We start from the raw sequence: 24,256 nt of genomic DNA on the forward strand, positions 1-24,256 counted from the left end.
CCATGTCCATGAACAACCGTCACCGCATCGCCCCAATTTGCTTAATCATCCTGTGTTTCCAGCCGGCACTGGCCCAAAGCGACCTCCGTCAAATCTTCGCTGCCGGTGAATATGGGCAGTGCATTGAAACCGCACAGCAGTTGTTGGCCAAAGACCCCAAACAAGCCCAAGCCCATTTTTTTCGGGGGGCTTGTCTGATTCGCCTGGAACAATATGAGCAAGCGATCGAGCCATTGCAAGCCGCCATCAAGTATGGATTCCCAGTGAACCCGGCTCATGCCAACCTGTTGCGCGCTTACGCCGGCAGTCAGCAGGAGCAGGCATTCTTCACGTTACTGGGACAGCTGCCTGCATCGGGCTTTGCCAATTACGCCTTGCTCGACAACCAAGCGGTGTTTGCGCCTTACCGCAACCACCCCGCCTTCAAAACCGCTTATGCCCAAGTGCATGACAATGCATTTCCTTGCCTGTCCCAAAAACAAACCCAAAAACTGGATTTCTGGCTGGGTGATTGGGACATCCTCAACCCCACCAACCAAGCCAAAGTGGCCACCAGCCGCATTTATAAAAGCCAAGACGGTTGCACCTTGTATGAAGACTACGCCCACCAAAGTGGGTTTAAGGGGCGCAGCATGAATTATTATGATCCCAACGATGGGCTGTATAAGCAAGTCTGGGTGGATTTGCGCAACAATGTGGCCAACTACATCGAAACAGACGCCACTGAACACGCCATCACCATGCAGGCCCAATTGGCCAATGGCACGCTGACCAGAACCACCTGGGCCCACAACCCCAGCGATGACACCGTGTTGCAAGCGGCAGAAAACTCGACCGACAACGGCCAAACCTGGACCGCTGGATTCACCGGCTTGTATGTCAGGACCACAAAAGCAAATCCTTCGACTGAGCCAAAACAGGCCTTGAATGCAGTGCTCAAGGAAATGGAGCAACAATTTGCAGCCAACCAAATGTCGGCCATTGCCATGCATTACACCACCGATGCACAAATGCTGGAACCAGGCGGCCGGATTCACCGCGGCCAAAAGGCCATTGAGGCCTATTGGCAGTCATTGGACGGTCAAGGAATTGCTTGGGAGTTGGAGCTGCTTGATGTTGCATCACATGGCCAGGTGGTTTCCAGCCTGGTCACATCCCACCTCACTTACCAGGACCAAGACCAAGCAGTCACTGCCAAAACCAGGGCCCTGATCATCTGGAGAAAAACCACGGACGGCTACCGAATCCACCGCGACTTTTTTCATTTCATCCAATAAACGATAAAACATGATGGTGCCTGACTATGGCATCATTGATCAGTGATTCTTCTCTTGCTGAACCCCATTGATGGTCATGGCAACCAGTGTGATCCGGGACTCAGTCTTTTTGTTGTTGGTTGAATCCCGATGGTCTTTGACTAGATGAATCGCAGAATAAAAACCTTTTTGGCCGATACTGGATTGCAACGCCTCAGAGATATTGGTCATACCAGTAAATTCTCTTTTGAGGGTTTTGAATAATATCTGATCTTGTTGAAACAACTGGGCTTTGTTGTCAACAAAATCTTCCCGGATACTTTGGGTGAATTCAATGAGGCTTCTGTTTTCCGGAAATCTATAGTTTCTTAAGGTGTGTTGAAAAACACCGGACCGATAGATCACGGCATCATTATTCAGCATACGGTCTGTGCCAGTAAACGCCGTTAATTGATAGATCTTATGAACCCACTTTTTTTCCTCTGGTCCTTTGTAATCATAATCACCAAACTTTGAGTCTTCAAACATCACAACCCAACCGTTGCTGAACTCAAGTTTCACCTCAGCAGCCTGAACAGTTGTCAGCAACTGCAGGAAAACAGAAGTTATGCACATCAAAACCAATTTCATTCAAAGTTGCTCCATAAAAACAGATCTGCATCGAAGATTGTTCATCCTCAGATTACGTGTGTCAAGTCTCCGATCAATTGACATCAAGACCAATGGCGTCAGTTGCTCATGAGGAATTTGGTTAATCAAAACCCCAAGTCCACCACCAAAGGCCAATGATCCGAACCAAAGCCTGCACCGGTGCGGATGTCCAACACCTCAAAATGTCTGGACACCAAACAATGGTCAATCGGGATCAACAAAGGCAGTAAGTTGGTCGGCCAGGTGGGCATGAAGCCTTGGCTGGCATTGACCAGGCCGGTGTCGGTGGTGAGGATCGGGTAGTGTTTCGACCACATCGTGGTGTTGAGGTCACCGATGAGGATACTGGCTTGTTGTTTATTATTCAGCCGCTCTGCGATGGCCTGGAATTGTTGCTGTGCGGCGTCGTAATAGATTCGATTCACCGGCGGTGGTGGGTGTGTGGTGATGAGGCGCAGCATCTGACCACCCTGCTCGATCTCGAATTCGATGCTGGGAATGTCCAACAAAGTCCAGTCATGAATCTGCTGAGATTCGAAGGGCAATCGGCTGAACACGGCGATGCCAAAATTGTCTTCACGGGGTATCTCAATGCGGTGGGGGTAGCTGGCTTTGATCACATCCAAGGCGGTCAGCCACCGGGCATTCACTTCTTGCAACAACACCACATCGGCGTTTTCATTCTGGACCTGTTGGATCAAAGGATCGTGTTGATGGTTGCCGGAGTAGACATTGGCATAAAACAGCTTCAGCCGATTGGCTGGGGCAGGCCCCGCCGCATGGGCCGATCCATTGATGGCATGGGAGTACAAGGGCAGCACCCAAACCGCGTTGACCAGCACAGCGACCAGTGCCATCGAGGCATAAACCCGTTGCTTTTTCAGCACAAAAACCACCGCGAAGACCAGCGACAACAACAGATACTGAACCCGAAAACTGGCCAACAAATCCACCGGCCAAAACCACGGCGCCAACAGCGGCGCCAAGCTGCCCAGCAAGACACCCAAGCAGCCGATCTGCAACAGGCCGATGAATGATATTCCGGTGATTTTGTTGTGCTGGTTCATTGTTACTTACTGTTTAGGATGGGCTCTGCCCGTCATTGCGTCCGGTTCAAAGCATACCATCATTTATGTTTGGACCCAGGCCATCTTTCAGACCCTTTAACCACCATTGTCATCAAGAATCAGCGCTGACCATCATGATAGTAGCGGCTTGAAAATCTGCTAAAATCAATCCATGCCAAACTTTAAAAGGATTTTCGTTGAAAACAGTTTTGTGTTTGTCACTGCTGTCATCAACAACCGTGATCGGACATTGCTGACGGATTTTTCAGATGAATTTAAACTGGTCATTCAATCTGCCAAAGAGTCTTGTGCATTTAAAATTCATGCCATCGCTCTGATGCCCGATCATTTCCACATAATCATCAGACCCAAAATCATCACTGAATATCCAAAAATCATTTCATTGATCAAAATATATTTCACCAAAAGTTTACCCACCACCCTGAGAGCAGAGCTTTCAAATGAAGTGTCAATCAGTAAAATCATCAAAAGAGAAAGTGGCGTGTGGCAAAGAAGATTTTTTGAGCGCACCATAAGAGACCAAACGGAGCTTAACCATTTAACTGACTACATTCACTACAACCCAGTCAAACATCAGTTGGTTGAAAAACCAAGCGCATGGCGGCATTCATCATTTCAAAAATTTGTGAAAGAAGGTCACTATGAACCGGGTTGGTGTGATTTCACACAATTGAAAGATTATCATTAATTATTGATGGGCAGAGCCCATCCTACGAAAGTACAAAATTTTTTGTTAGATTTGAGATAAAAAATGGCACATAACATTGAAGCAATGATTACCCAAGACCCCATTGATGAAGCGGTTGCCAATTCTTTTGATTTACCGGTTTTCCGCAGAGGTAATAGTTCAATCATTGCCCTACATCCCAACCACTCAGATCATTGGTCATCAAAGCTTGATATGCCTTATGTTGCAAGTGGTGATATCATTTGCGATTGCCCTGTAATACACCACATGGCCAATCAATTGGGGCTGAAATCGTATGCGATTATCAGAACCGAGTATTTTGGTGGTATGGGAGAACAATATGCGACATTATATTCAAATGGCAATCAGCTGATTCCTGAAACAGAGAACGCCATCAATTTAATTCTCGCAGCCTTAGGCGTGGTGAAAGATAAAGAAAAAGATGAATTCGATTCGATCGGCTTGGGTGATTTCAGAAATTTTGATGGCTGTTTTGAGTCTTACAATTATTGATTAAGTGAAGGATGGGCCTTGCCCATCATAATAGATATTAGAAGGTAAGGACATGAAAGGAAAAAGGTTGATCAATGATTGCAGTTTTGCCTGCACTGATTTGGAAGGCATGGAAGTGGAAGCTTTCTATGGATTTTATGAGGCTGGCAACCCGCAATGCTTTGACATGATCATTTTCAAACTGAAGGAGCAACACCTGTGGCAACGGTTGTTTTTGGATGCCGGTATTGGTTTTTGGGAGGCGTTGGAAAAAGAAGCGGCCTTTGCAGATTACTCAGATCTAACCTGTGTTGATTTTGGCACAGAACTCAAACTAAAGGGTCAGCGTGTCAATAACATCGAATGCATCGGTGGTGAAAACAAATTTTCTTCGATGTTGTTTGAAATTGGCAATCATAGATTGATTTACCAATACGCTGACAAGGATGATATGGATTCAGACACCGTTTTTTACCGAGCCAATGAATCCTGATAACTGTCCCAACTGTTACACGCCCCTCGAAATTAGGGAGGTCACGCCCTGCTTTGTATGTGGCGCTTGGGAGGGGCAGGTTGAACGGCTCAATGACTCAATGCCATTCACTGAATACCACATTGAATCTGGCCATCACATCATCCTCTGTGATGGCTGCTATCTGGAAGAGTTTTTGGCGTTGCAGGGCCATCTGGCGTCGGCATTGAACCTGCCCCAAACCGCAAACACCGTCAGTGGCTTCACCATCACCAACCTCGCCGTTGAAAACAAACCACTGAAAGACAAATATTGTCCAAATTGCATGACCAGATGGGCTTTGCTGAAAATAATTGGGCAAATTAAACAACCTTCTTGATGGGCAGAGCCCATCCTACGACTTGAATAGAATGAACACATGAGCAAGGAAAATCTTTTAAACACTCAACAGCTGACTCAGTGGCAAACTTATGTTGCCGCTGAGGAAAGTGGTATTCGCAGCGTTTATCTGACCGAACTGAACCAATTCATTGAGTTGATACTCAATTCAGACTTGAGTACATATCAAAGCTGGGTGTATGAATTGAGTGAGGATGTCATTGACCGTGAGTCTGGTTTTCTCATTCGCATGCCTTTGTTTGAGCAGATCATATTCCCTGTTTTGCATGGAGGTTTCAAAAGTAAACATCCGGGCTGTGCCCGGTGGCTGGCTGGATTTTGTCAGCACATTTATCGATCCACATTGGCCAGAAACGAATTGGGTGAAGATTTCACAGACTGGTTTTTTCTCTATGCTGCCATTGAGCACAACCCCACTGATCAGTTGGCAAAGCAGAGGTTATTCCATAGGATTGCTGATTACCTTGAGTACACCATTCATGAGTTGCCTTCGGGTGTTCTTTGGGGCAATAACGGCGCATCGATTGAACAATGTTCTGAATTGATGGAATTGCTGGATGAATTCAAAGAATTGGCCAATGAAGTTAACGTGATGAAGGGCCATGAGCACCTCATGAAGGAATGTGAATTTCATTTTCAGGCTTATGCAGATTACCTCTCCAACAAATCTGACCATCAATCATATGTGCAATACCTCGAATTAAACGGAACATACCAAAATGAATACCACAGGTTGGGGCAGCCGGGTGGGCCAGGTTGCCAAATCAGTTCACTGGACATTGAGTTCAAGGATGCGGATGGAAACATTCAACAAGGCCACCTAATGAGCGCAGAAAAACAGGCCACTGAAATTGAATTGTTGAGAACGATTGCTCATCACTTGGGTGTTCAATGGGGCCATGATGATCTGGGTTGGTGGGCTGCAGTGATAAAAGCCGATAAGTGATTTTGATGGGCTAAGCCCATCCTACTTACTGAAAATAATTGGGCAAATTAAACAACCTTCGGCAACAGGCCGATGAATGATATTCCAGTGATTGTGTTGTGCTGGTTCATTGTTGCTTACTGTGTAGGATGGGCTCTGCCCATCATTGCGTCTATCTTTTCAATTGGCTCCTCATACCCGGATTCCTGCCTTCGCAGGAATGACGTGTTTTTTTTGGGCATGTATTGGGGGTATGACCCACCCTGCTGAGCTTTACACCTTTCAAAAATCACTGGGTGCCGGCCGCTGCCAGTAAGTCGATCATTTGGTTCATTGTATTCAGTCATAAGGAGTTGGCCCCATCCCATAAAATCCATCCTGCCACAAAAAACCCATCTTGATCGACTCAAGATGGGTTTTGGTTTTTTTGCCATCGGCAGATGGCCTTGCTTTCAGGTCAGTTGTTGATGGTGTAGGTGGTGCATTGGATTTCATTGGTCATGCTGTTGGGGCAGTCTTTGTTCTGGCCACTGCCGCACAGACCAGTGAGCACCATGGCGTTGGGACAGGCCAATTGTTTGCCCCAGTCATTGGTGCTGTACCAGGTGGCCGTGTTGGTTTGCAGGCTGATGGAATCGACCGTGGCACAGGTGATGGAGTTGGTGTTGTCGTTGGCGCAGTCTTTGTTTTTACCAGATCCGCAGTAGTCCACCACCACTTGTCCCGATGGACAAGCCAAGCGTTGGCCCCAGTTGTTGGTGGCATACAACTTTTCTGACGATGGGTTTCCCACTGTGGGTTCGCTGCAACAATACAGCTGGGTTGACACCTTGCCTGTGGCGCCCGTACAGTCTTGGTTCTTGCCGCTGCCACAAATGCCAAAGGCGATGTTGGGCGACTGGCAAGCCAGGTTTTGTCCCCAACTGGATGAATCTTCCCAAGAACAGAATTCGCTGTACTGCCCGGCCATGACCGCTAAACATGGGGCCATCAACAACAGTGCGATGCTTTTTTTATGGATATTTTTCATGATACTTTTCTCTCTCTTTTTTCAAGCTGACAGATGCTGTCAGATCAAGCTCTGGATTGATGGGATCTGAAACTGTTGTCAGCCCATCAACACACCCATACATATTGTGTAAAAATATGTATATTTATATTATACACATTAATATTGTTCATTTTTGTTTATTTGCTTGTTTTGAAGCGAGCGCTCATGATGGTGGGCAGAGCCCACCCCAAAACATGGCCTTAAGCATGGATGGGATGGATGTTCAGAGAATCAAGGGATGACTGCCGGCGCAGGCATGACGGGGTGTCAGTCACCTCAGTTCTTGGATCAAAGATAAACATCACTGTGGTTCGATCAGTTTTCGGTCGAGCAACAATTGCTGGAATGCTTGCTGTTCATTGCGTTCAACCAGGCTGCCACAGAGGTACACCCTGCCGTTGTCTTTGACCATGAATGTGTGACGGGCGCCGATGGTCACCCGCACGCCACAAGACGCTTCGCTGATGTCGGTGTAAAGAAATTCCAATGATGTTGAATCATTTCTGTATTCACCTCTGGGACCCATCACAATTTTGAATGTGTCGTATGAATTATCGTATTCAGCATTCGGGTCTGCCACCATTTCAGCGGCAATGATTTCGGCTGAAAAAACATAATCAGCGTCGTCGAAGCGTTCACTGACCGTCGCGTGGGCGCAGGAGCAAGCCTTGCTTTGGGTGGAATATAAAAAACTTAAGAGGGCCATCATGGCGATTGATTTGGACATCCTTTGACTCCTGTTTGGTGATTGACTGAATGACAATGTAAGACCACGACCCGGGCTCATTGTTCCGCCGTTAGGTCGGTGGTGTCACCCCTGTGAGTATCATTCTGTGGCTTTCTGGATTATTCTTGACATCTAATAGACTACATATGTAAACTATGCCAAACCTTGGAGTTGTTATGAACATTTCTGAAGCTGAATTCGTGATTCTGGACATTTTGTGGGACCACCCACCCTTGACCATCGGGCAAATCATTGCGCGGGTGCCAGAGGCACAGCAATGGCATGAAAGCACCATCAAAACCATGGTGGCCCGCTTGACCAAGAAAGGCCACATCAGCCGGGCCAAAGACGGCAAGCAATATTTTTACCAAGCGGTGACCAAAAAATCGGCCGTGCTGGCCGATGAATCGAAATCATTCATTCACAAATTCTTTGCTGGCAATGTGGGGCCATTGATGGCTTATTTTGCCAAGCACAAGAACTTGACGGCAGCAGACATTGAACAGATTAATCAGATCATCAAGGAATTGAAAGATGATTGATTGGTTGATCAAGTCGGCCATGCTGTCCTCAATCGCTTTGTTGTTGGTGGTGTTTTGCCGCCAATTCATTCGCCGGCGTTGGGGCGCGCAATCGGCCTATTGGTTTTGGGCCTTGGTGCCCTTGTCGGTGTTGGCCTACCTGTTCCGCGATTCATCGCAGGTGGTCACCCACAGCCAATTGATCCAAGGTTGGCTTGGACACCCGACCATCCCCACCTACGCTTCACCGGTGTTTGTGCAAAGCGCCCACATTCAATGGTTGACCGGCTGCTGGCTGCTGGGGTCTGGACTGATGTTGGCGTACCAGATTGGCCGTTGGCGGGCCTTTAACAACCAACTCAAACAACACCGACAAGACGTCAAATTGAACACGGCCCTGTTGGCCACCTTTGATGGTTTATCCCGACGCCCTGCGGTGTATGCATCCAATCGCATCACCACCCCGTTTGTCACTGGCTTGTGGCGGGCGGCGATTTATTTACCACATGATTTTACGGACCGTTACTCCGCCGAAGAACAGCGCATGATTCTGACCCATGAAGTCATGCACCTGCGCCGCAAAGACCTGTACGTGCAGTTGTTGGCCGAAGGGTTTCGGGTGGTTTATTGGTGCAATCCGTTGGTCCACATTTTCTGGAATGAATTCATTCAGGACCAGGAAATCGCTTGTGATGGTTCGGTGGTTCAGTCACTCAATCAGACGGAAAAAAACCACTATGCAAGCGCCCTGAGGAATGTGGCTGTGGCCCAGCTGCTGCCGCATTCTTTGACTTTTTTAAACCACAAATATGTGAGGTATGAAATGCTGAAATATCATGATGTTGAACTGAATCACCCGCTCAAAGGCGGCCTGTTATTGGCCCTATCGGCGCTGTTCTTTTTGGGCAGCACGCAATGGGTTTTTGCCGAGGCCAACCCCGCCGATCGCGGCCCCTTGGTCAGCTATGAATTCAACGCCACCCCAGCCAAAGACATCGTCCAATTGATTGCTTTGTCGGTCCCTGGTGAAGAAACTCTGGTCAATCTGGATGTGTTGGAAGGCGTGGTGGTGGATGCCAAGGCCGAGGAAGTGCATGCCTTTGATTTTCTCAAGCGCCTGTTACAAGACCACGGCATTCGCTTTGAGCGGCAAGGCCTTGAATGGGTGTTTGCCAAAATCTAAAGACAAACACACTGTCATATCAGAACAGGTGGGGTTGCTGTTTGGTCACGGAAACCCCACTTCAAGGCCTCAGGTTCAATGATACCTTCCCGGCTCAATTCTTACCAGTGCCATCACCAGCAACCAGGCCCATCAAATCCTGGGCAACCACATGCCCAAGGTGGCGCCGAACACACCGAATGCGAGGATCAAACTGATGACGATGACCAGGCCGGCGGTGAGCCATCGCTTGGCCACTGAAGGACTGCGTTGGGCGCGCAGATACACCTCCAACAGCAACAAAGGCAAGAGGTAAACCAGGCCGTACAGCGCGGTCAAAAATGGTCCGGTGAAGCTGACCGGATCAAAACCCACCGGTTGACCGTGCCAGGTCAGCCAGGCCATCAAGCCCACCCGAAACAACCACACCCCGCTGACGGCCAGAAACAAGCGCAAAGCCCAGACACGATGTTGGGCAAAACGTTGCTGGCGCGCCAAGCGCAAGGCCATGATCGCGCACACCAAAATGATGCAGGCATTGATGGTGATGGCGATGTGCCCGGTGAGGCCACCCACCACTTTTTCTGATCGGGTGAGGATCATGTACATGCCGCTGAGGCTCATGAGCAGGGCGGTGGTGACATACAAACGGCCATTCCAACGGTGGATGGCTGGCCACCGATGGCGGATTTGGGGTAGCAGCTGCAACAAGCCGCCGACGGTGATGGAGGCTGCCAACATCACATGCACCACCACCGCGATGTTGCCCCCCACATCCCCTTCGATGTGACCGCCGGGCATCACGGTATTGAATCGCTCCAGGTCTTGGTTGAAGGTGGCCACGTAATACAACATGACGATGTAATATGAAAACATGGCTTGGCCCAGCAAGACGGTGGCAAACCAGAATTGGGCCGATCTTTGCAAAGCCTTTTGCGCCCATGCAGCCGATTGCCACCAGGGCGTTGGTAATGAGTTTGTGGTCATTTTTAATTCCTCAACAATGATGAAAGAACGCCAATCAAGTCAACGGCAGCAGAACCACAAGCCATGACCATCGATACTGGCAGCCAGAGCCAACTGTGGTATCATGTTTTTCAGCCGTTTGAATTTGCTCGACAACTCAGTCCATTATCGGATTCTGGTCGAACAAATCATGCCGATTTGGAAATCGACCAGTATTGGTCAACCCATTGCAAAGCCAGCCGATGAACCCAGTGCACAGACAGTTTGTTGCCGATCATGAGTCCAACACCCCCTTCCTATTTTCATGGACCCGGGTGCTGGAACGCTGCAAGCAATTTGAACCCTTGAACTTGATTTGGTGGGGTTTGGCTGCGTGCATTTGTTGTGCCACAATGGCCCGCTATGCCAGCGATCAAACCGGTTTGCGCTACGCCTTGATGGTGGTTTTGGGTTCAGGCGGCTGTGCCTGGTTTTGGCTGTTGAGTCGCTTCCTGTTCCGCAGCAAGCACGCATTGAAATCAAAAATCTGGCTCTTGGCCCCATTGATCATGGTGCTTGAAGCCACCGAAGCGCTGATGCCGCAAACCGGCTTGAGCACTGGCAGCATTGAATTCCATCGGGTGTTCGAAAATGTGGCCGCTTTCATTTGCATTGCCGCCATTGTTTTGGTGTGGCATGAGGCCCTGGCTGGCTTTCACAGCATACGCGCCAGAGCAGAGCGTCGCTTCCGCCTGCTTTTTCTGAGCGGATTCAGCCTGCCCGTGGCGGTGGCTGTATTGTGGGTGATGGGCGCCGACGCCAACACCTTTGCCGGCACATGGAATGATGCCCTGCTGACTGCTTGTGCTTTGTTTGGCTTGGCTGGCAGCCGCTTGGCGGTTGCATACCGTTTAAGGACACTACAGACCACAGCCAAAAACGAACTGAATCAAGAACACGTCGACCAAAGATTGGCGGAACAGGTGCTGCAAGCGATGCAAAACGATGCATTGCTAACCCAACCCAATTTAAAAGTATCTGACTTGGCCGACCACTTGGCCACACAAGAATACAAAGTGACCCGTTGTATCACCAATCAATTGGCCTACCGCAACTTCAATCAGTTGGTCAATCACCACCGCATTGAACGGGCCATCGGGCTGTTCAAAGATCCAACTCACAACCACCGCCAGGTGGCCACCATCGCCTATGACTGTGGCTTCAATTCGCTGGGCCCATTCAACCGGGCTTTCAAGCAACACACCGACATGACGCCACGTGAATTCAGGCAACAGCTGTTGACCCAATCCACAAGCTGAACCCCAGGCCAATCACCCGTGCCGCTGATATCGGGGCCAATCCAGCAATTTTTTGATAGCCGCTCAAATTGGGCTCTGCTTTAATGAAGCAACGATCATGGGCGGTTGGCCTAAATACTGGCTGGCCTGGGTTCTGAGCACAAACCCGGGAACACAACAACCCATGATCGACCGGTGATTGGGGCTTTGCCTCAATTAAACGTTCATTCAAGTAAACCGAATATCATGCAACAATTGATCCGTCACAGTGGCTTGGCCTTGATCTTGGCCGGCCTGTTTTTAGTCATCTCCAGTGTGGTTTTTACCCCCTTTGTGGACTTCCAAGCCGCCTATGCCGACACCCTCACATCTGCGGCCTTCATGTACCGCATGGCTTTTGCCACCTTGTCGGTGGCTTGTTTGTTGTTCGGTTCGGTGGGGTTGTTTTTGCAGCACGATGGGATAGTGCGCGCCCGGCGCTGGCGCACCGCCGCTTTTTTCTGGGTGTTTTTTGGCACCGCTTGTATGTTTGCCAATGAATTCCATCATTTGTTTGTGTTGCCTGATTTGGCCGGCATCATCCCCCAAGCGATGAATCAGTATGATGCCAGTGATCATTTTGGTCGATTCTTGGCCAGTGGGCTGCTGGCCATCTTGGGTTTTGGGGTGGGGTGGCTGGTCTACATGCTGGCTTTGTTGTTCTCTGGATACCTGCAAAAAACTGGGCCGCTTTGGGTCATCAGCGGTATGTTGCTGGTACCCCTGCTTTCTGGCTTGCTGTCACCCATGTGGGGTGGTGCCATCGGCAGCCTGGCGATGGGCGTGGGTTTCTGTTGGCTGGGCGGTGAACTGCTGAAAGCGGACTGATTCAATCACCACCAAAGCCATTGGCAAAAATCACGTCGTCGTCATCGAGGATGGTGCCGGTGGCTGAGCCATCGGCGATGTTGGCATTGACTGGGTTGCTTAACTGGACCTGAAATGTTTCGTCGCCTTCATACAATTGATCACCCAAGACATCGACGGTGATGGTTTTTTGCTGCTCGCCTGGGGCGAAAGTCAAGGCATCAGACACCGCGAAGTAATCTGTGCCGGCCAACGCACTGCCATCGGCGGTGGCATAACTCACGTCAATTGGATCGAGACCCGGAAAACTCAAGTTCACAGTGAAGTCAAATGCCGTGGTCCCGGCATCACCCTCAAGCAAGGTCACATCATCAATCGACAAATCCAAAATGGGTGAAAAACCAAAATTCAGGTCATCGATGGTTTGGTTGCTGGCGAGGCTGACCAAGGTGGGATTCATGCCTGTTGTCAATAACACACCGCTGGGGATGGTGGGCGCATCCAAGGCCACCGCGTAATTGCCGCCGGCCAAACAATTAAACGCATACAGCCCTTGGGCGGTGGTTGATTCGGGCTCGCCGGGGTCTTTGATGTTGTTGCCGTTTTCATCGAGATAAACCACCAGGTCATCGATCGGCGTTTCATTGGCCGGCGGCGCTGGGTCATTGACTCCGTTGCCATTGCGGTCCAGCCAGACCAAACCACCGATGTTGGCCGGTTCGATCAAGCGGGGGACGATGTTGATATCAAAATCGGCACCATAAACAGTCAGTAAATTTTCATAACCAAAGCCTGTGGTAAAAATGTGATTGGACTCATCCGCTTCACCTTCGGCCACCGGGCAGCCAGGCGGCCCCAAACAAGAGGTGGTGACCACCAACACATCATCAGCCCCACCCGGAAAGATTTCCACCCCCACATGAAAGGCACCGGTGGTGGGTATTGGATTGGTGGGTAAATCAATCCAGAATTCTGCAAATTCATTGGTGGTGGGGTCATTTTGTGGCACGCCTAAAACAGTCGGAGAGATGCTTGAAGTGCCACCAAGAAAAGCACCTGGGGCTCCAAAGCCATCATCATCGTAAACCATCACTTGAAAAGTCATGTCATCGTTGGCGTCGGTCAAGCCGCCCAAGCCAACCCGCACGGCATCAACGCCGGTGACCCCAGGATTGGGTGAGAAATAACGTTCATAGACACCTTTGGGGTCGGTCGGCAAAACAGAATTCACCGGATCGGGCACGCCACTGATCCAACCGCCACCAAAACCATAATTGATCGGGGTGGGGCCGATGTTTTCCCACTGCGTGTCCAACTCACCACACTGCGACCAGGCCTGATCAGCCACCCACATCAACAGCAAATTACACCACAATAATCCAGCCTTCATCTCCATCACCCTCAGTACAGACTCCAGTCATTGTAGCACCGAATGGACAGCCATGATCTGAATTGATTGCCAATGGGCAAAGCCCAGCCTGAAGTTACAAGATCAGTTAATTTTAAGGTGGCATCGATGCTGAGGGGTTAAGGTTTTGCTGCACAAAACCCTTTGGCACACAACCACTGAGTCATCAACTCATAGTAGCCATCAACCAGTGGGTACTGCCAATAGTCTTCTTGTTGCGTCTCCAAAAAGTCGCCGGTGGGGCTGAGCCGCAGGTTGTGATCTGCGCCTTCAAACACCTTGATCACCAGGTCCTCACCCACATTCTTGCCGATGGTTTGCTCATACAGTTGTTTGGTGATGCGCCAATCCACTTGTCGGTCATTTTCACCAAAAATCGCCAGCACCGGAATGGACACTGCTTGCAACATGGGTTCAAAATCCTTGATCACGATTTCTAAACCATTTTTTGGATTGAATGAACTGCCTGATGCCATCCACTGGCTTTGGTTTTCTAGGTATTGTTTGCGGCCCGCTGCATATGCCAGGCTACCTGGTTCTGGTTCGTTATACGTTTGGCCGGTTAACTGTTGAACCAAGGCATCCTGCCAAAAGGGTTTGCTGGTAGCTAAATAAGTGGCATAGTCACCACCGGTCCAATAGACTTTGTTTTTATCAACCCAACCTTGATACACACTGTTGACTTTCGCCTCGTCATAACCAGCAATGGTCAACGTCGAGCGCAGCAGGTAGCCCCAGTTTTCATGGACCTCGGTACCACTGACTGAAATCCAAAATCGAATGCTGGGTTCTTGGCTGATGGCCAATGGGGCAATCCAACCGGCGCGGCTGACACCCCACAAACCAATTTGATCGGATCCTGGTTCTTCATTTTGATGCAGTTTTTTGACCGCGGCCAAAACCTCATCGGCACTGCTGGCAATCGGCTGATTGATGTCAAACTCACCTTCGCTGTCACCACATCCGGGTTTGTCCCACACCACCACCGCAATGCCTTGCGCGGTCATGGCCGACCGCAAAGTCCGGTAGTGATCGCCTTGCACCACATTGGTGCGGCCATAGCCGTGGACGATGATGACTATGGATGTCGCCTCTGCGTGGCTCGGTCGACTGATGATGCCACTGAGTTTTTCCTGCTTGGGGGTGGTCAACCAAAACGGTCCCGTGGTGAAGTCATCAGCCGCCAGGGTTTGGTTGGAAAAAGCAGCCAACAGCAGCCACCAAAAGCCCATCAAGAAACCACTCAATTGCATTTTTTTTTGCACCATCAATGTCCACTTGTTTTCAGTCCGAATCATTATGACAAATCAAGCCTGAAATAATCAGTGCCAGAATGTCTATTTACTGGCTAAACTCTGAACAAAGCAGCAGGGTAATCGATGATCTATGGTTGTTGTATTGTTTGGAACGATAAAGAATAATCACTGATCAAGCTGATTGACATCGAACCATCGGCCATCGGATGGGTGACTTGCACCAAATAGGGAAAATCGCGTTGTACCCAGTAAGTCCAATGACTTTTGGGCTCAACGATTTTCCAAGTGGTAAATTGTTGATCGCCAATGCGAATGACTTCTTGACCATGGTTTTCAAAAGTGACTTGAGTGTTAAGTGGATTGGTCCCCATGACATAGCCATCGAGGGTGATGTTGGTGGCTTCAGTGAATGGCAAAGAAGCAGCCAACAGGCCTTGCAAATGAACCTCAACGGGAACCGAGGCCAACTGTGTTGAACTTTGTTTCGCTGAGACATCCACATCCGACAAGTAAAACTGTTGCAGCTGCTTTGATTTGAATTCGGTGTAAAGCAAACCTTGCAAGTCTGGACCAAACCGTTGTTGTGAAAAAACCGGGGCCAATGTGTGTCGATTGGCCGCCACCGTACGGATCAAATCAACTTCCGCACCCAGTGGTTTTCTGGTCACGGTGCGAATGACCTGGTCTTGCTTAATGGTCAACCGATCAATCCAGATTCCTGCTGGGGTCTGTTGTTGATTGTCATCCAGCAGATGGTATGTGTATTTGGCCTGGTAGGATTGCATGTGGGCCGCCGAAAGATTGGTTTCATCGGCTTGTACATGGGATGCCAGTATGGTCAAGAAACCAACGATTATGGTTCGGCGGATTGATTTTTTTGTCATGTGATGGATCCTCATTTGGGTGTTGTGAATTGAACTATAAAGCTGCTATGCTAGCAATGACCCATCAGATGCTTATAGTAAAAAAGCGACACCCAATAATCCATGGCTAAGCCCACCTATCAGGAATTCAGACCCACCAAAGCCCTCCAGCAGATGGTTGAGGCCTGCTGGTATTTCGAGCCCCAATTCAAACAAGCGCAACCCGACATACTGGTGCCTGAAGGCGTTGTCGATGTGATTTTTAATTTGGGCGAGCCATATTTTCGTCAAGCCATTGGGCCAGGTGATGCCGCGGGTCAATGGGTTGCTGAGGATGTCTTGGTGGGGCAAAGAAACTGTTTGTTCAAAATCATTTGGCCGCAACAAACCCGTCTGTTCGCCATCCGCTTGAATCCTGGCCATGCCCACCGCTGCACCCAGCACCCTATGGCACCACTGACCAACCAAACCATTGCTCTGCAACAGACTCACTTGTCGGTGTTGTCAGCCCAGCTCAGATCAGCCGATGTGAAAGACCCCAAAGCGCTGGTTCAGATCTGTCAACGCGTGTTACCTGAAGTGGTCGGTCCGCCGGCCTTGACCCATCCCAACATCCAAGCGGCTTTGAATCTGATCGATCAACACCAAGGCAAGATCGACGTACAAAAACTGAGTGATGCCCTGCGCATCACCCGCCGCACTTTGGAGCGCCAATTCAAAAAACTGATCGGACTGACCCCCAAATTTTACCTGCGTGCCAAGCGATTGCATTATTTTCTGTGCAGCCATAAAAGCCAGAACAATGTCTTGGATGCGGCTTTACAAGCCGACTATTACGACCAATCACACTTCATCAAAGAATTCAAAACTTTCACCGGCGAAACCCCCCAAGCCTTTTTTGCCTCACCACCGGAAATCTACGAACCACTGATGCAATCACTGATAACCAAGCTGCATGTGTAGCTCAAAACAACAATTTCTCTGAACAGCCTCAATACCTGAAAATCAACCTCCATCATCAGCGTTGATGTCTGGAGTGATACCCCAAAAACACCGCTGAAACCCAGGCCTCAACGGTGCGGTTTGGGGTTGTGCCACCACCCTTTTTATTCACCATATAGATGCAATTTTTGATACGCGAATAAACAATTAATAGAAGAACTTATTAAATGATTCAGGTGGTGACACAAACTCGGTTGGAGGGCATACCGACACGGCATGCCCTCGTTGATAACAACCAAATGCTTCTGAGGTTTTGTCATCAGAAGGTTTGGGTGTAACGGAAATAAGTGACCCGACCATAACCGTCATACAGGTTGAAGTCATAATCGCGATCACCCACATTGCCGCGGTTCACTGGTGGGAATTTCTCGCCGGCATTGCGCACACCGACGGTGAAACGACCGTCCCAAGGCGCGTGGTAATTCAACTGCACATCGTGTGTGGTCCAGGACGGTGCCGACAAATTGGCGGTGGAGGCGTTTTGGTCACTGATGTAATTGATGTTGTATGCCAGCGACCAATCACCATACGCATATTGATTCGACAAGATCGCCCGTTGCTGCGGAAATCCGGGGGTTTTGATCAACTCAGGACCACCATCAACCGACAGATCCAAAATGTGCGACAACTGAAACTGGGTGGTCATGTTGCCGCCCAGCACTTCATAGTTGAAGCGGGCATTCAAATCCAAACCCGAAGTCTCCACTTCGCCGTCGTTACCGAAACCGGTGCGGCAAGAAATGATCGAACCTGACGGGGCCCGCAGACAGGACAGCCCTGGGGGGTTCGGCAAACCATTCAGTTCATTGTTGATGATGGCTTGCGCGGTGAACTGCCGAATGCGGTTGGTGATTTCGATGTTGTAGTAGTCAAGGGTGAAGTTGAACCAATCAACAGGCTCATAGGCCAGACCCACCGACCACTGGTCGGAGTCTTCCGGTTGCAATGCCGCATTGGCCTGAATGAAATCATTGATTTGCAATGAACAGGTTGATGCCTGACCTTGGGCCAAGCATGACTGGGGATCGCGCACCGTGGTGGCTGAGAAAGTGGTTTGTTGGGTCAGGATGTCCAGTGTAGGTGCCCTGAACCCTTGCCCATATGACGCCCGCAAAGTCAGGTTGTCCAGGGGTTGATAGCGCAATGACACTTTCGGGGCAAAGTTGTCACCAAAATCTGAGTAGTCATCATAGCGGCCGGCCACATTGACTTCCAGGTTGTCGGTGAATGGGAACAAGGCTTCGAAAAACACCGCTGTGACGTCACGGTCGCCAGCAGCCGAGTTACCCGAAGAACCACCCACTTGACCCGCTGACGATTGGGGGTCATAGATGTCGGCGTATTTTTCTTGGCGATGCTCGGCACCGATGTACAAGGAAGCCGGCCCACCGTCCATATCAAACATGTCGAAAGCCACCGAACCAAACAGCTCGTCTTGGTCGTACTTCGAATCACGGAAAATGGTGATGCGCATGGTGTTCAACACCGTCGCTGGGTTGGCATAGGGATTGGCCAAGTTATAAGCACCCGACTCAATCAGGTTGGCGGCGGCCGAGCGCAGCAGGTAGTTGCGACCCACATCTGAGGTGCGGTTGTCGGTGTGACGCAGACCAAATTCCACTTCGGCGTTGCCAATTTGTCCAGTGGTCCCGACCAAGAAATCCAACACTTGGTTGGTCACGGTGTTGTCGCGGTTGCCCAGGGCATCAAAACGGTGCCACCAATTGACCGGCTGTGGGTCCAGGCCCAAAGACGGATCGTACAAGGGGCTGTTGGGGTTGGTCGGGTTGTTCGGGCTGTTGACCGTCAACGGGGTGGAGAAAAATGATGAGTCAGGCACCGGTGCATAACGACCGAATGATTCGGCCTGAGAAAAGGTGGCGTTGGCCCACAATTCCCATGAATCATTGATTTCATGGCTGGCTTTGGCATAAAACGACTTGTTTTCTGTCGAGGCTTCATCGGCAGAAACCAAGGTGAAATCATAGGCACAACGGGTTTGTTGGGGATTGACGGCATTGGAATTTGGCGTGGTGAAAAAGCCGGTACCTGGAAAATCACAACCCGTGATGTACGAGGTCCAGTCGTTGTTGTCCACCCCCGCGGTCAAGGTGGTGAAGCTGTTACCGAACACCGAAGAACCGGGGTTGCGCCATGGCAAATCCCGGGCAAAGATGATTTCACGGTCGTTCCACGACACACCGGCCAACAGGCTGGAGCGATCCGATGACGCCCCAAACACGATGGAGCCTTCTTCGCGTTCGCCGCCATTGGCAGGGATCGACACTTCGGCACCACCCAACATGATTTCGGCGCCCTGGTAGTCATCGCGGGTGATGACATTGATCACCCCTCCAATGGCATCAGAACCATAGATCGCCGAGGCGCCATCGGTCAACACCTCGATGCGCTCAATCGCGCCCATCGGCAAGGTGCTCAAATTTTGTGAGGAGCCGGTGGATGGGGAAACCGGCAAGCGGCGGTTGTCGATCAGCACCAGGGTGCGACCGGAACCCAAAGCCCTGAGCGACACCGTGGAGTCACCTTGGGCTGAGCTGCCCGATTGGGGCCGGAAAGAACCGGCACTGTTGAAAGTCAAGTTGCGGATGAAATCAGCGGCATTCGACTCACCACTGAGTTCAATTTGTTCGCGGGTGATGACGGTGATGGGCAGTGCGCCCTCCACGTCGGAGCGTTTGATGCGCGAACCGGTAACGGTGATCTTGCCCTGCTCTTCGACCGACTCGTCGTCACTGTCTTGGGCCTGGGCCACAGGACCGAAGGCCGTGGCTGCCACCAAACCCGTCAACAAGGCTTTTTGGACCGCGCTGGTAATGGGATTGCGTTTCAAATTCATTGGTTTGTTCTCCAAAGGGTTGTTAAATAATGGTCCCGATTGGCGTTGCTCGCCAATGGCACCTGCATCCGGCAGATGACAACGCCCGCAGGACTCATGGAGCCAAAGCCACTGATTGGAATGTTTGTGTTGTGGCCACTTCGGGTGTTGTTCTGTACGCTTTGTTCACATCCTGGATGTCCACCAGACAATGAGCCAGCGGTGTGGACCTTATTGACTTGTGTTGAGCCAGCCAACCGCTCCCATTCGTTGATTAATTGCATCCAGAAGGTCATTCCGTTATAAATTTTTCCACCGTCGCAGGAAAGTCAGACCCGGCCCAATGCAGCCGGTGAATGAGAATGTGCAGGGAAGTGCGATGACGGTATGTGGTCACTTGCAGTGAACGCACACATCTTTGCAGGGAACTCAAGTGGGCTTCGTACTAAGCTTGTTTTACAAGATGATGAAACCATGGGTCTTCCTGCATTCATCGATCATCCAATACGGAGCCATAACGGGTGGTGGCTTTGCATTGACCACAAAGGCATTTTTTTAATTTGGGTGTCAAAATTTGACAGTTGATCAACCAGCGCGGTGAAAAAAACCTCGATCCCATCCCAAATTTGAAAATTTGACGGCCAAATGGGCGATTTTTTTCTGCAGTTTTCATTGTTTTTCAATTCCATATTGTCCCGTCAAATGTCTCTGATTATCATAAAAGTAAGTTGATTCTTCAGGTCCTCTGAGGAATTAAACCAAACGTTGAGAAAGCGGGAAATAAAAAGAAATATTCGGAGCAGTGTTGTGAGCCAAAATTTGGAAAATGATGTGTTTGTAGAGATGTTGAACTGGGGTTTTGTTGACCCCCAAAACCAGTTCAAGCAAGGTATGTTGATGAATGATGACGGCAAGCGCCTGTTCATCAAACAAGTATATCCCAACAAATCGCCATCACACATTGACCTGTTCATGCAATACGCCCATGTGGTCTCGGTTGATGGCCAGTTGAAGTGTGATCCAGCCGTGGTCTTGGGTTTCGATTTAAAGAACCAAAGAATCTATCCCGTGCTGTACCGCAATGATCTGCTGGACCACACCATTCACGTCTATGAAGACGGCGCCCTCAGTGATGACAATGCCGAGTGGTTGTTGAAATACTGGTCTGATTGGCTGAATGAACTCAGCGCCGATGACTACGACTACCTCAACCCACCCCAAAAGGTGGCGATGGCTTATTGAAGCAACCTGAGGTGTGACCTATCAAGACAGCCACCCGAAAAGAAGCGCGAGTTCCAGAACAATAATTCCACCATTAAAGCAGTCGTCTGGCTGCCGCATGGTAAGCGATTTGCGCAGTGCTTCAGATGCCAGCCTACAGACTGTTATTTTGATGGTGCACCGCTTCAGGTTTGATTTCTGCTGCTGTCAATCTCCATTTGTGCTGTACCGCAATGACTTATTCGATCACACCATCCAGATTTATGAAAACGACGCATTCAAAGAAGCCAATGGTGAATGGTTACTGACTTTTTGGAGTGACTGGTTTAAAGAGCTGGCAACAGTTGATTATGATCATCTGGAGCTGGCACAGCAATTGGCCAGCTGGTCAAGCCTTACATTCTTGAAATCAAAACCAATCAGCTCTGATGAGTTGATTGGTTTTTTATTTCAATCGATCAAATCATCGTCCAGATGACATCAGGGCATAAATCCAGCCATCTACTTTCAGGTCAATGTAACTGTCCAAGCTGATACCAACACCATGCCCGTCTTTTGTGGAAACCCGCAGAAAAACGGGGTTCGTTTGTGCTTCACTGGCTTTTAACTTAGCCGCAAACTTACCGGTGTGCCATGGAGGCACACGGTTGTCATTCAACCCCAAAGAAAACATCATCGACGGATAGTTTTTATCTGACTTCAAGTTTTGATAAGCATCTATTGCCAACAGGTGCTTAAAGTCATCGGGGTTTTTGGGATCACCCAATTCAGGAATTTGATTCTCTCCATTGAATCCTTTATGAAATCGCGTTGAGTTGATAACCGCCACATTGATCATGGCACCGGCATAAAGCTCAGGCCGTTGAATCACTGCATTTGAAACCAAAATACCGCCCATACTGACGCCTTGGGCGATCAGGTTGTTATTGTCAGCATAACCCTTTTCGCTCAAATACTCCGCTGCCGCATTGAAATCATTGATGCCATTCTGTTTATTTTTCCCTTTGCCATCCAAATACCACTGACGGCCTTTGGCACCGCTACCTCGCACATTAACAAAAGCATAAACTCCACCCTTTTCCAGCCAAGGTACATTACTTATCATGTAGTACGGCATGATGGTTGACCCATACCCACCATAACCATACAGAATCGTGGGATTGGTACCATCCATTTGTATATCCTTATGATGAATCACCGTCATAGGAACCATCACACCTCCATCACTGGGGACTTCAACACTGTGGGCCACATAATCTACCATTTCAGTGTCGGCTGGAATGCCAAAGTCAATTGACAACATCTCTTTTGTGTCCGGCAAGTAACGAAACTCTTCTGATTTCCTGGTCCAAGAAATCAAGCGCAAATAAGCGCCATCTTGCTGATAGTCAGTGGCAATGTCCAACCGACCATCAAAAGGTAAGTTCAAAGATGATAAATGTTGATTGAGATAATCATATCGATACAGTCGGTGATAGCCACCATGCATGGACTTAATATACAAACCATCCTTAGCAGCTGCAATTGATTGAACCACTTGATCAGAATGCGGCACAATCACACGGCCCTTTGAAAGGATTGGGTTGTCAAGAGGTAGCTGCAAGACCTCACCATTGGGTTTATCTTTAACAGATATCAGATATAAATTGTTTCTGTCAATACTGACCCTTGTGACCAAGTCACTATACTCCGCTATGGTCTGCCAAGGTTGATTCTGTGTTGTCAGTTTATCCAGGGTGCTGATGAACAACCTTCTTTCACTTCTGGCACCACCTGCAAAAGCCACAACATGACCTGACTTGCTGATGTATTGGATTCCTGGAAACTCCTGTCGTTCTATGATGATGCCATTGTCGATCTGACTGCCCAATATGTGTTTGTCATCAGACAGATCATCACCTAATTGATGGATGTATAGCTGCATGTTTTGAACCGGGTCCAATGAGTCATCAATCAGTAAGTTGGGGTCCATCTGGGAATAAATCACTCCGCTGTTATCAGGCAACCACTGTGGGATCATCTCACCCCAAATACGCGGAATTTCATCGTCCAAAAGCTGACCGGTTTCAATGTTTAAAAATTTCAACGTGGTGATCTCAGCACCTGATTCTGACACCAAAAAAGCCAAGAAATGTCCATCAGGTGAAGCTGCATAACCATTTAAATTCTGTTCTTTTCCTGAGGCTTCGGAAAAGGCTTCCATGTCAAGCACCAATCGGTCAGCACCAGCTTCATCGCGCATCCTCAGTTTTAACTTGCTGGCACCCACATCACGACGGAAGTAAAACAACCGTTCCCCATACAGCCGCAGACCTGTTACTCCACTCCAGTTGCCTTCCGTTGCTGTGGCGCGAGACAACAGCTGCTCTCTGGATGGGTGCTGCATCAACACCTCATGAGTCAGGCGTCCCTCTGACAATAACCAATCGTTTAATTCATTTTGGTTGTCAGCCGCTTCCATCCATTGGTATGGGTCAACCAGTTCATAACCATGCACCACTTGTTCAACAGGTTCAATTCTGGGTTGAATGGTAGATTTGGTTTTGTTTTGTGGGTGGCAACTGATCAACATCATCAGTCCCAGCATTGAAAAGCAACTTAAAGAAAATTTCATGGGTCAGTTTAGTGATAGATTAAAGTCGGACAATTTATCACAATACCAGATAGCAACCGGTTAGTTTTTTATCGTGTTTGGTACAACTACAGAATGGATTTATGCAACAGCGCTTTACACACCTTCTAAAACAACTAGGGTGCCATGCGCTTGTTGACGGCAACTGACGACAAAGAACTCGATGCCACCTACTCGCCGGACGGCCATTTGCGCTCCAGCCATCCCATTCAACGCCCCCCGGACATGGCGCCTTTTCGAATCATTCGCCCGAGTTTTGACCCATTGCATGATCGCTTGATTTTCAGCACCGGACGACAGCTGTTCACCCTGAGTTATACCGGGTAAGTAACCCAAAACAATGTGCCCCTGGCCGAGCGGGTGGGCCGACCTGTTTTTCACCCAGCAGGTAACCGTTTGTTGATGATCAAAGGGCCGCATGACAGTGATGTGGCCCACATGACTGTAGACGACCACGAAGCGGCACACAGCGCGACTTACCCAGCATGGGAGCGAACCAACTTGGGTGAGGATCATG

Annotated in this window: 24 protein-coding genes; 14 read left to right on the forward strand and 10 right to left on the reverse strand. The window is 49.4% G+C overall.

The features are described 5' to 3' along the window. The first annotated feature begins 8 nt into the window (after positions 1-8). Positions 9-1,277: a YybH family protein gene (locus K7G70_RS00115; protein WP_223786555.1), complete on the forward strand. Its 1,269-nt coding sequence runs from the start codon at positions 9-11 to the stop codon at positions 1,275-1,277. Between the two features lie 39 nt (positions 1,278-1,316). Here the strand turns inward: K7G70_RS00115 and K7G70_RS00120 are convergent, their stop codons facing one another. Beyond that, on the reverse strand, positions 1,317-1,886 hold the full coding sequence (locus tag K7G70_RS00120) for a hypothetical protein (RefSeq protein WP_223786556.1): 570 nt from the start codon (positions 1,884-1,886) through the stop codon (positions 1,317-1,319). 125 nt (positions 1,887-2,011) lie between these two features. Next, entirely contained in the window at positions 2,012-2,974 is a 963-nt protein-coding gene (locus K7G70_RS00125; protein ID WP_223786557.1) for an endonuclease/exonuclease/phosphatase family protein, read from the reverse strand. A gap of 172 nt (positions 2,975-3,146) precedes the next feature. Between K7G70_RS00125 and K7G70_RS00130 the strand changes: the two genes are divergently transcribed. The 5 genes from K7G70_RS00130 to K7G70_RS00150 all read left to right on the forward strand — a co-directional run bounded on the left by K7G70_RS00130 (position 3,147) and on the right by K7G70_RS00150 (position 5,992). Beyond that, complete coding sequence (locus K7G70_RS00130; RefSeq protein WP_223786558.1) at positions 3,147-3,683, forward strand: REP-associated tyrosine transposase; 537 nt, start codon at positions 3,147-3,149, stop codon at positions 3,681-3,683. 63 nt (positions 3,684-3,746) lie between these two features. Further along, complete coding sequence (locus K7G70_RS00135; RefSeq protein ID WP_223786559.1) at positions 3,747-4,196, forward strand: hypothetical protein; 450 nt, start codon at positions 3,747-3,749, stop codon at positions 4,194-4,196. A 52-nt stretch (positions 4,197-4,248) separates the two neighbouring features. Further along, positions 4,249-4,668 carry a hypothetical protein gene (locus K7G70_RS00140; protein ID WP_223786560.1) on the forward strand — a complete coding sequence of 140 codons (420 nt, stop codon included), beginning with the start codon at positions 4,249-4,251 and terminating at the stop codon, positions 4,666-4,668. Then, positions 4,658-5,026: a hypothetical protein gene (locus K7G70_RS00145; protein WP_223786561.1), complete on the forward strand. Its 369-nt coding sequence runs from the start codon at positions 4,658-4,660 to the stop codon at positions 5,024-5,026. The genes K7G70_RS00140 and K7G70_RS00145 overlap by 11 nt, the downstream gene beginning before the upstream one ends. A gap of 39 nt (positions 5,027-5,065) precedes the next feature. Next, positions 5,066-5,992: a hypothetical protein gene (locus tag K7G70_RS00150; protein ID WP_223786562.1), complete on the forward strand. Its 927-nt coding sequence runs from the start codon at positions 5,066-5,068 to the stop codon at positions 5,990-5,992. Positions 5,993-6,428: 436 nt separating this feature from the next. Here K7G70_RS00150 and K7G70_RS00155 read toward each other — a convergent pair whose 3' ends face one another. Further along, positions 6,429-7,001: a hypothetical protein gene (locus K7G70_RS00155; RefSeq protein WP_223786563.1), complete on the reverse strand. Its 573-nt coding sequence runs from the start codon at positions 6,999-7,001 to the stop codon at positions 6,429-6,431. A gap of 322 nt (positions 7,002-7,323) precedes the next feature. Continuing rightward, positions 7,324-7,749: a hypothetical protein gene (locus K7G70_RS00160; protein WP_223786564.1), complete on the reverse strand. Its 426-nt coding sequence runs from the start codon at positions 7,747-7,749 to the stop codon at positions 7,324-7,326. Positions 7,750-7,925: 176 nt separating this feature from the next. Here K7G70_RS00160 and K7G70_RS00165 point away from each other — a divergent pair, with 176 nt between their 5' ends. Together K7G70_RS00165 and K7G70_RS00170 are read left to right on the forward strand one after the other, a co-directional pair. Further along, on the forward strand, positions 7,926-8,291 hold the full coding sequence (locus tag K7G70_RS00165; protein ID WP_223786565.1) for a BlaI/MecI/CopY family transcriptional regulator: 366 nt from the start codon (positions 7,926-7,928) through the stop codon (positions 8,289-8,291). Continuing rightward, complete coding sequence (locus K7G70_RS00170; protein WP_223786566.1) at positions 8,284-9,453, forward strand: M56 family metallopeptidase; 1,170 nt, start codon at positions 8,284-8,286, stop codon at positions 9,451-9,453. Before K7G70_RS00165 ends, K7G70_RS00170 begins: the two co-directional genes overlap by 8 nt. 132 nt (positions 9,454-9,585) lie before the next feature. Here the strand turns inward: K7G70_RS00170 and K7G70_RS00175 are convergent, their stop codons facing one another. Continuing rightward, entirely contained in the window at positions 9,586-10,419 is an 834-nt protein-coding gene (locus tag K7G70_RS00175; RefSeq protein WP_223786567.1) for a DUF2306 domain-containing protein, read from the reverse strand. Positions 10,420-10,640: 221 nt separating this feature from the next. Here K7G70_RS00175 and K7G70_RS00180 point away from each other — a divergent pair, with 221 nt between their 5' ends. Both K7G70_RS00180 and K7G70_RS00185 read left to right on the forward strand, forming a co-directional pair. Beyond that, positions 10,641-11,696: a helix-turn-helix domain-containing protein gene (locus tag K7G70_RS00180; protein WP_223786568.1), complete on the forward strand. Its 1,056-nt coding sequence runs from the start codon at positions 10,641-10,643 to the stop codon at positions 11,694-11,696. A 225-nt stretch (positions 11,697-11,921) separates the two neighbouring features. Further along, a complete protein-coding gene (locus K7G70_RS00185) occupies positions 11,922-12,542 on the forward strand; it encodes a hypothetical protein (protein ID WP_223786569.1) in 621 nt (206 codons plus the stop codon). Position 12,543: 1 nt separating this feature from the next. Here the strand turns inward: K7G70_RS00185 and K7G70_RS00190 are convergent, their stop codons facing one another. The 3 genes from K7G70_RS00190 to K7G70_RS00200 form a co-directional block, all read right to left on the reverse strand. Further along, positions 12,544-13,911 carry a Calx-beta domain-containing protein gene (locus tag K7G70_RS00190; RefSeq protein WP_223786570.1) on the reverse strand — a complete coding sequence of 456 codons (1,368 nt, stop codon included), beginning with the start codon at positions 13,909-13,911 and terminating at the stop codon, positions 12,544-12,546. A gap of 137 nt (positions 13,912-14,048) precedes the next feature. Then, complete coding sequence (locus K7G70_RS00195) at positions 14,049-15,197, reverse strand: alpha/beta hydrolase family protein (protein WP_223786571.1); 1,149 nt, start codon at positions 15,195-15,197, stop codon at positions 14,049-14,051. Between the two features lie 116 nt (positions 15,198-15,313). Further along, the gene (locus K7G70_RS00200) at positions 15,314-16,069 is read right to left on the reverse strand and encodes a hypothetical protein (RefSeq protein ID WP_223786572.1); all 756 of its coding nucleotides are present in this window, start codon (positions 16,067-16,069) and stop codon (positions 15,314-15,316) included. Positions 16,070-16,171: 102 nt separating this feature from the next. Here K7G70_RS00200 and K7G70_RS00205 point away from each other — a divergent pair, with 102 nt between their 5' ends. After that, positions 16,172-17,011 carry an AraC family transcriptional regulator gene (locus K7G70_RS00205; protein ID WP_223786573.1) on the forward strand — a complete coding sequence of 280 codons (840 nt, stop codon included), beginning with the start codon at positions 16,172-16,174 and terminating at the stop codon, positions 17,009-17,011. A 298-nt stretch (positions 17,012-17,309) separates the two neighbouring features. Here K7G70_RS00205 and K7G70_RS00210 read toward each other — a convergent pair whose 3' ends face one another. Then, positions 17,310-19,907 (reverse strand): TonB-dependent receptor plug domain-containing protein, encoded by a 2,598-nt coding sequence (locus tag K7G70_RS00210; RefSeq protein WP_223786574.1) that lies wholly within the window; start codon positions 19,905-19,907, stop codon positions 17,310-17,312. Between the two features lie 786 nt (positions 19,908-20,693). Here K7G70_RS00210 and K7G70_RS00215 point away from each other — a divergent pair. Beyond that, complete coding sequence (locus K7G70_RS00215; protein WP_223786575.1) at positions 20,694-21,128, forward strand: hypothetical protein; 435 nt, start codon at positions 20,694-20,696, stop codon at positions 21,126-21,128. A 13-nt stretch (positions 21,129-21,141) separates the two neighbouring features. Then, positions 21,142-21,585 (forward strand): hypothetical protein, encoded by a 444-nt coding sequence (locus K7G70_RS00220; protein WP_223786576.1) that lies wholly within the window; start codon positions 21,142-21,144, stop codon positions 21,583-21,585. Here the strand turns inward: K7G70_RS00220 and K7G70_RS00225 are convergent. Continuing rightward, positions 21,571-23,721 carry a prolyl oligopeptidase family serine peptidase gene (locus K7G70_RS00225; RefSeq protein ID WP_223786577.1) on the reverse strand — a complete coding sequence of 717 codons (2,151 nt, stop codon included), beginning with the start codon at positions 23,719-23,721 and terminating at the stop codon, positions 21,571-21,573. The two genes, K7G70_RS00220 and K7G70_RS00225, sit on opposite strands and share 15 nt — an antisense overlap. A 150-nt stretch (positions 23,722-23,871) precedes the next feature. Here K7G70_RS00225 and K7G70_RS00230 point away from each other — a divergent pair, with 150 nt between their 5' ends. Then, complete coding sequence (locus K7G70_RS00230) at positions 23,872-24,066, forward strand: hypothetical protein (protein WP_223786578.1); 195 nt, start codon at positions 23,872-23,874, stop codon at positions 24,064-24,066. Positions 24,067-24,256 lie beyond the last annotated feature (190 nt).

It is taken from the genome of Marinicella meishanensis (assembly GCF_019931145.1).
GTDB lineage: Bacteria > Pseudomonadota > Gammaproteobacteria > Xanthomonadales > Marinicellaceae > Marinicella > Marinicella meishanensis.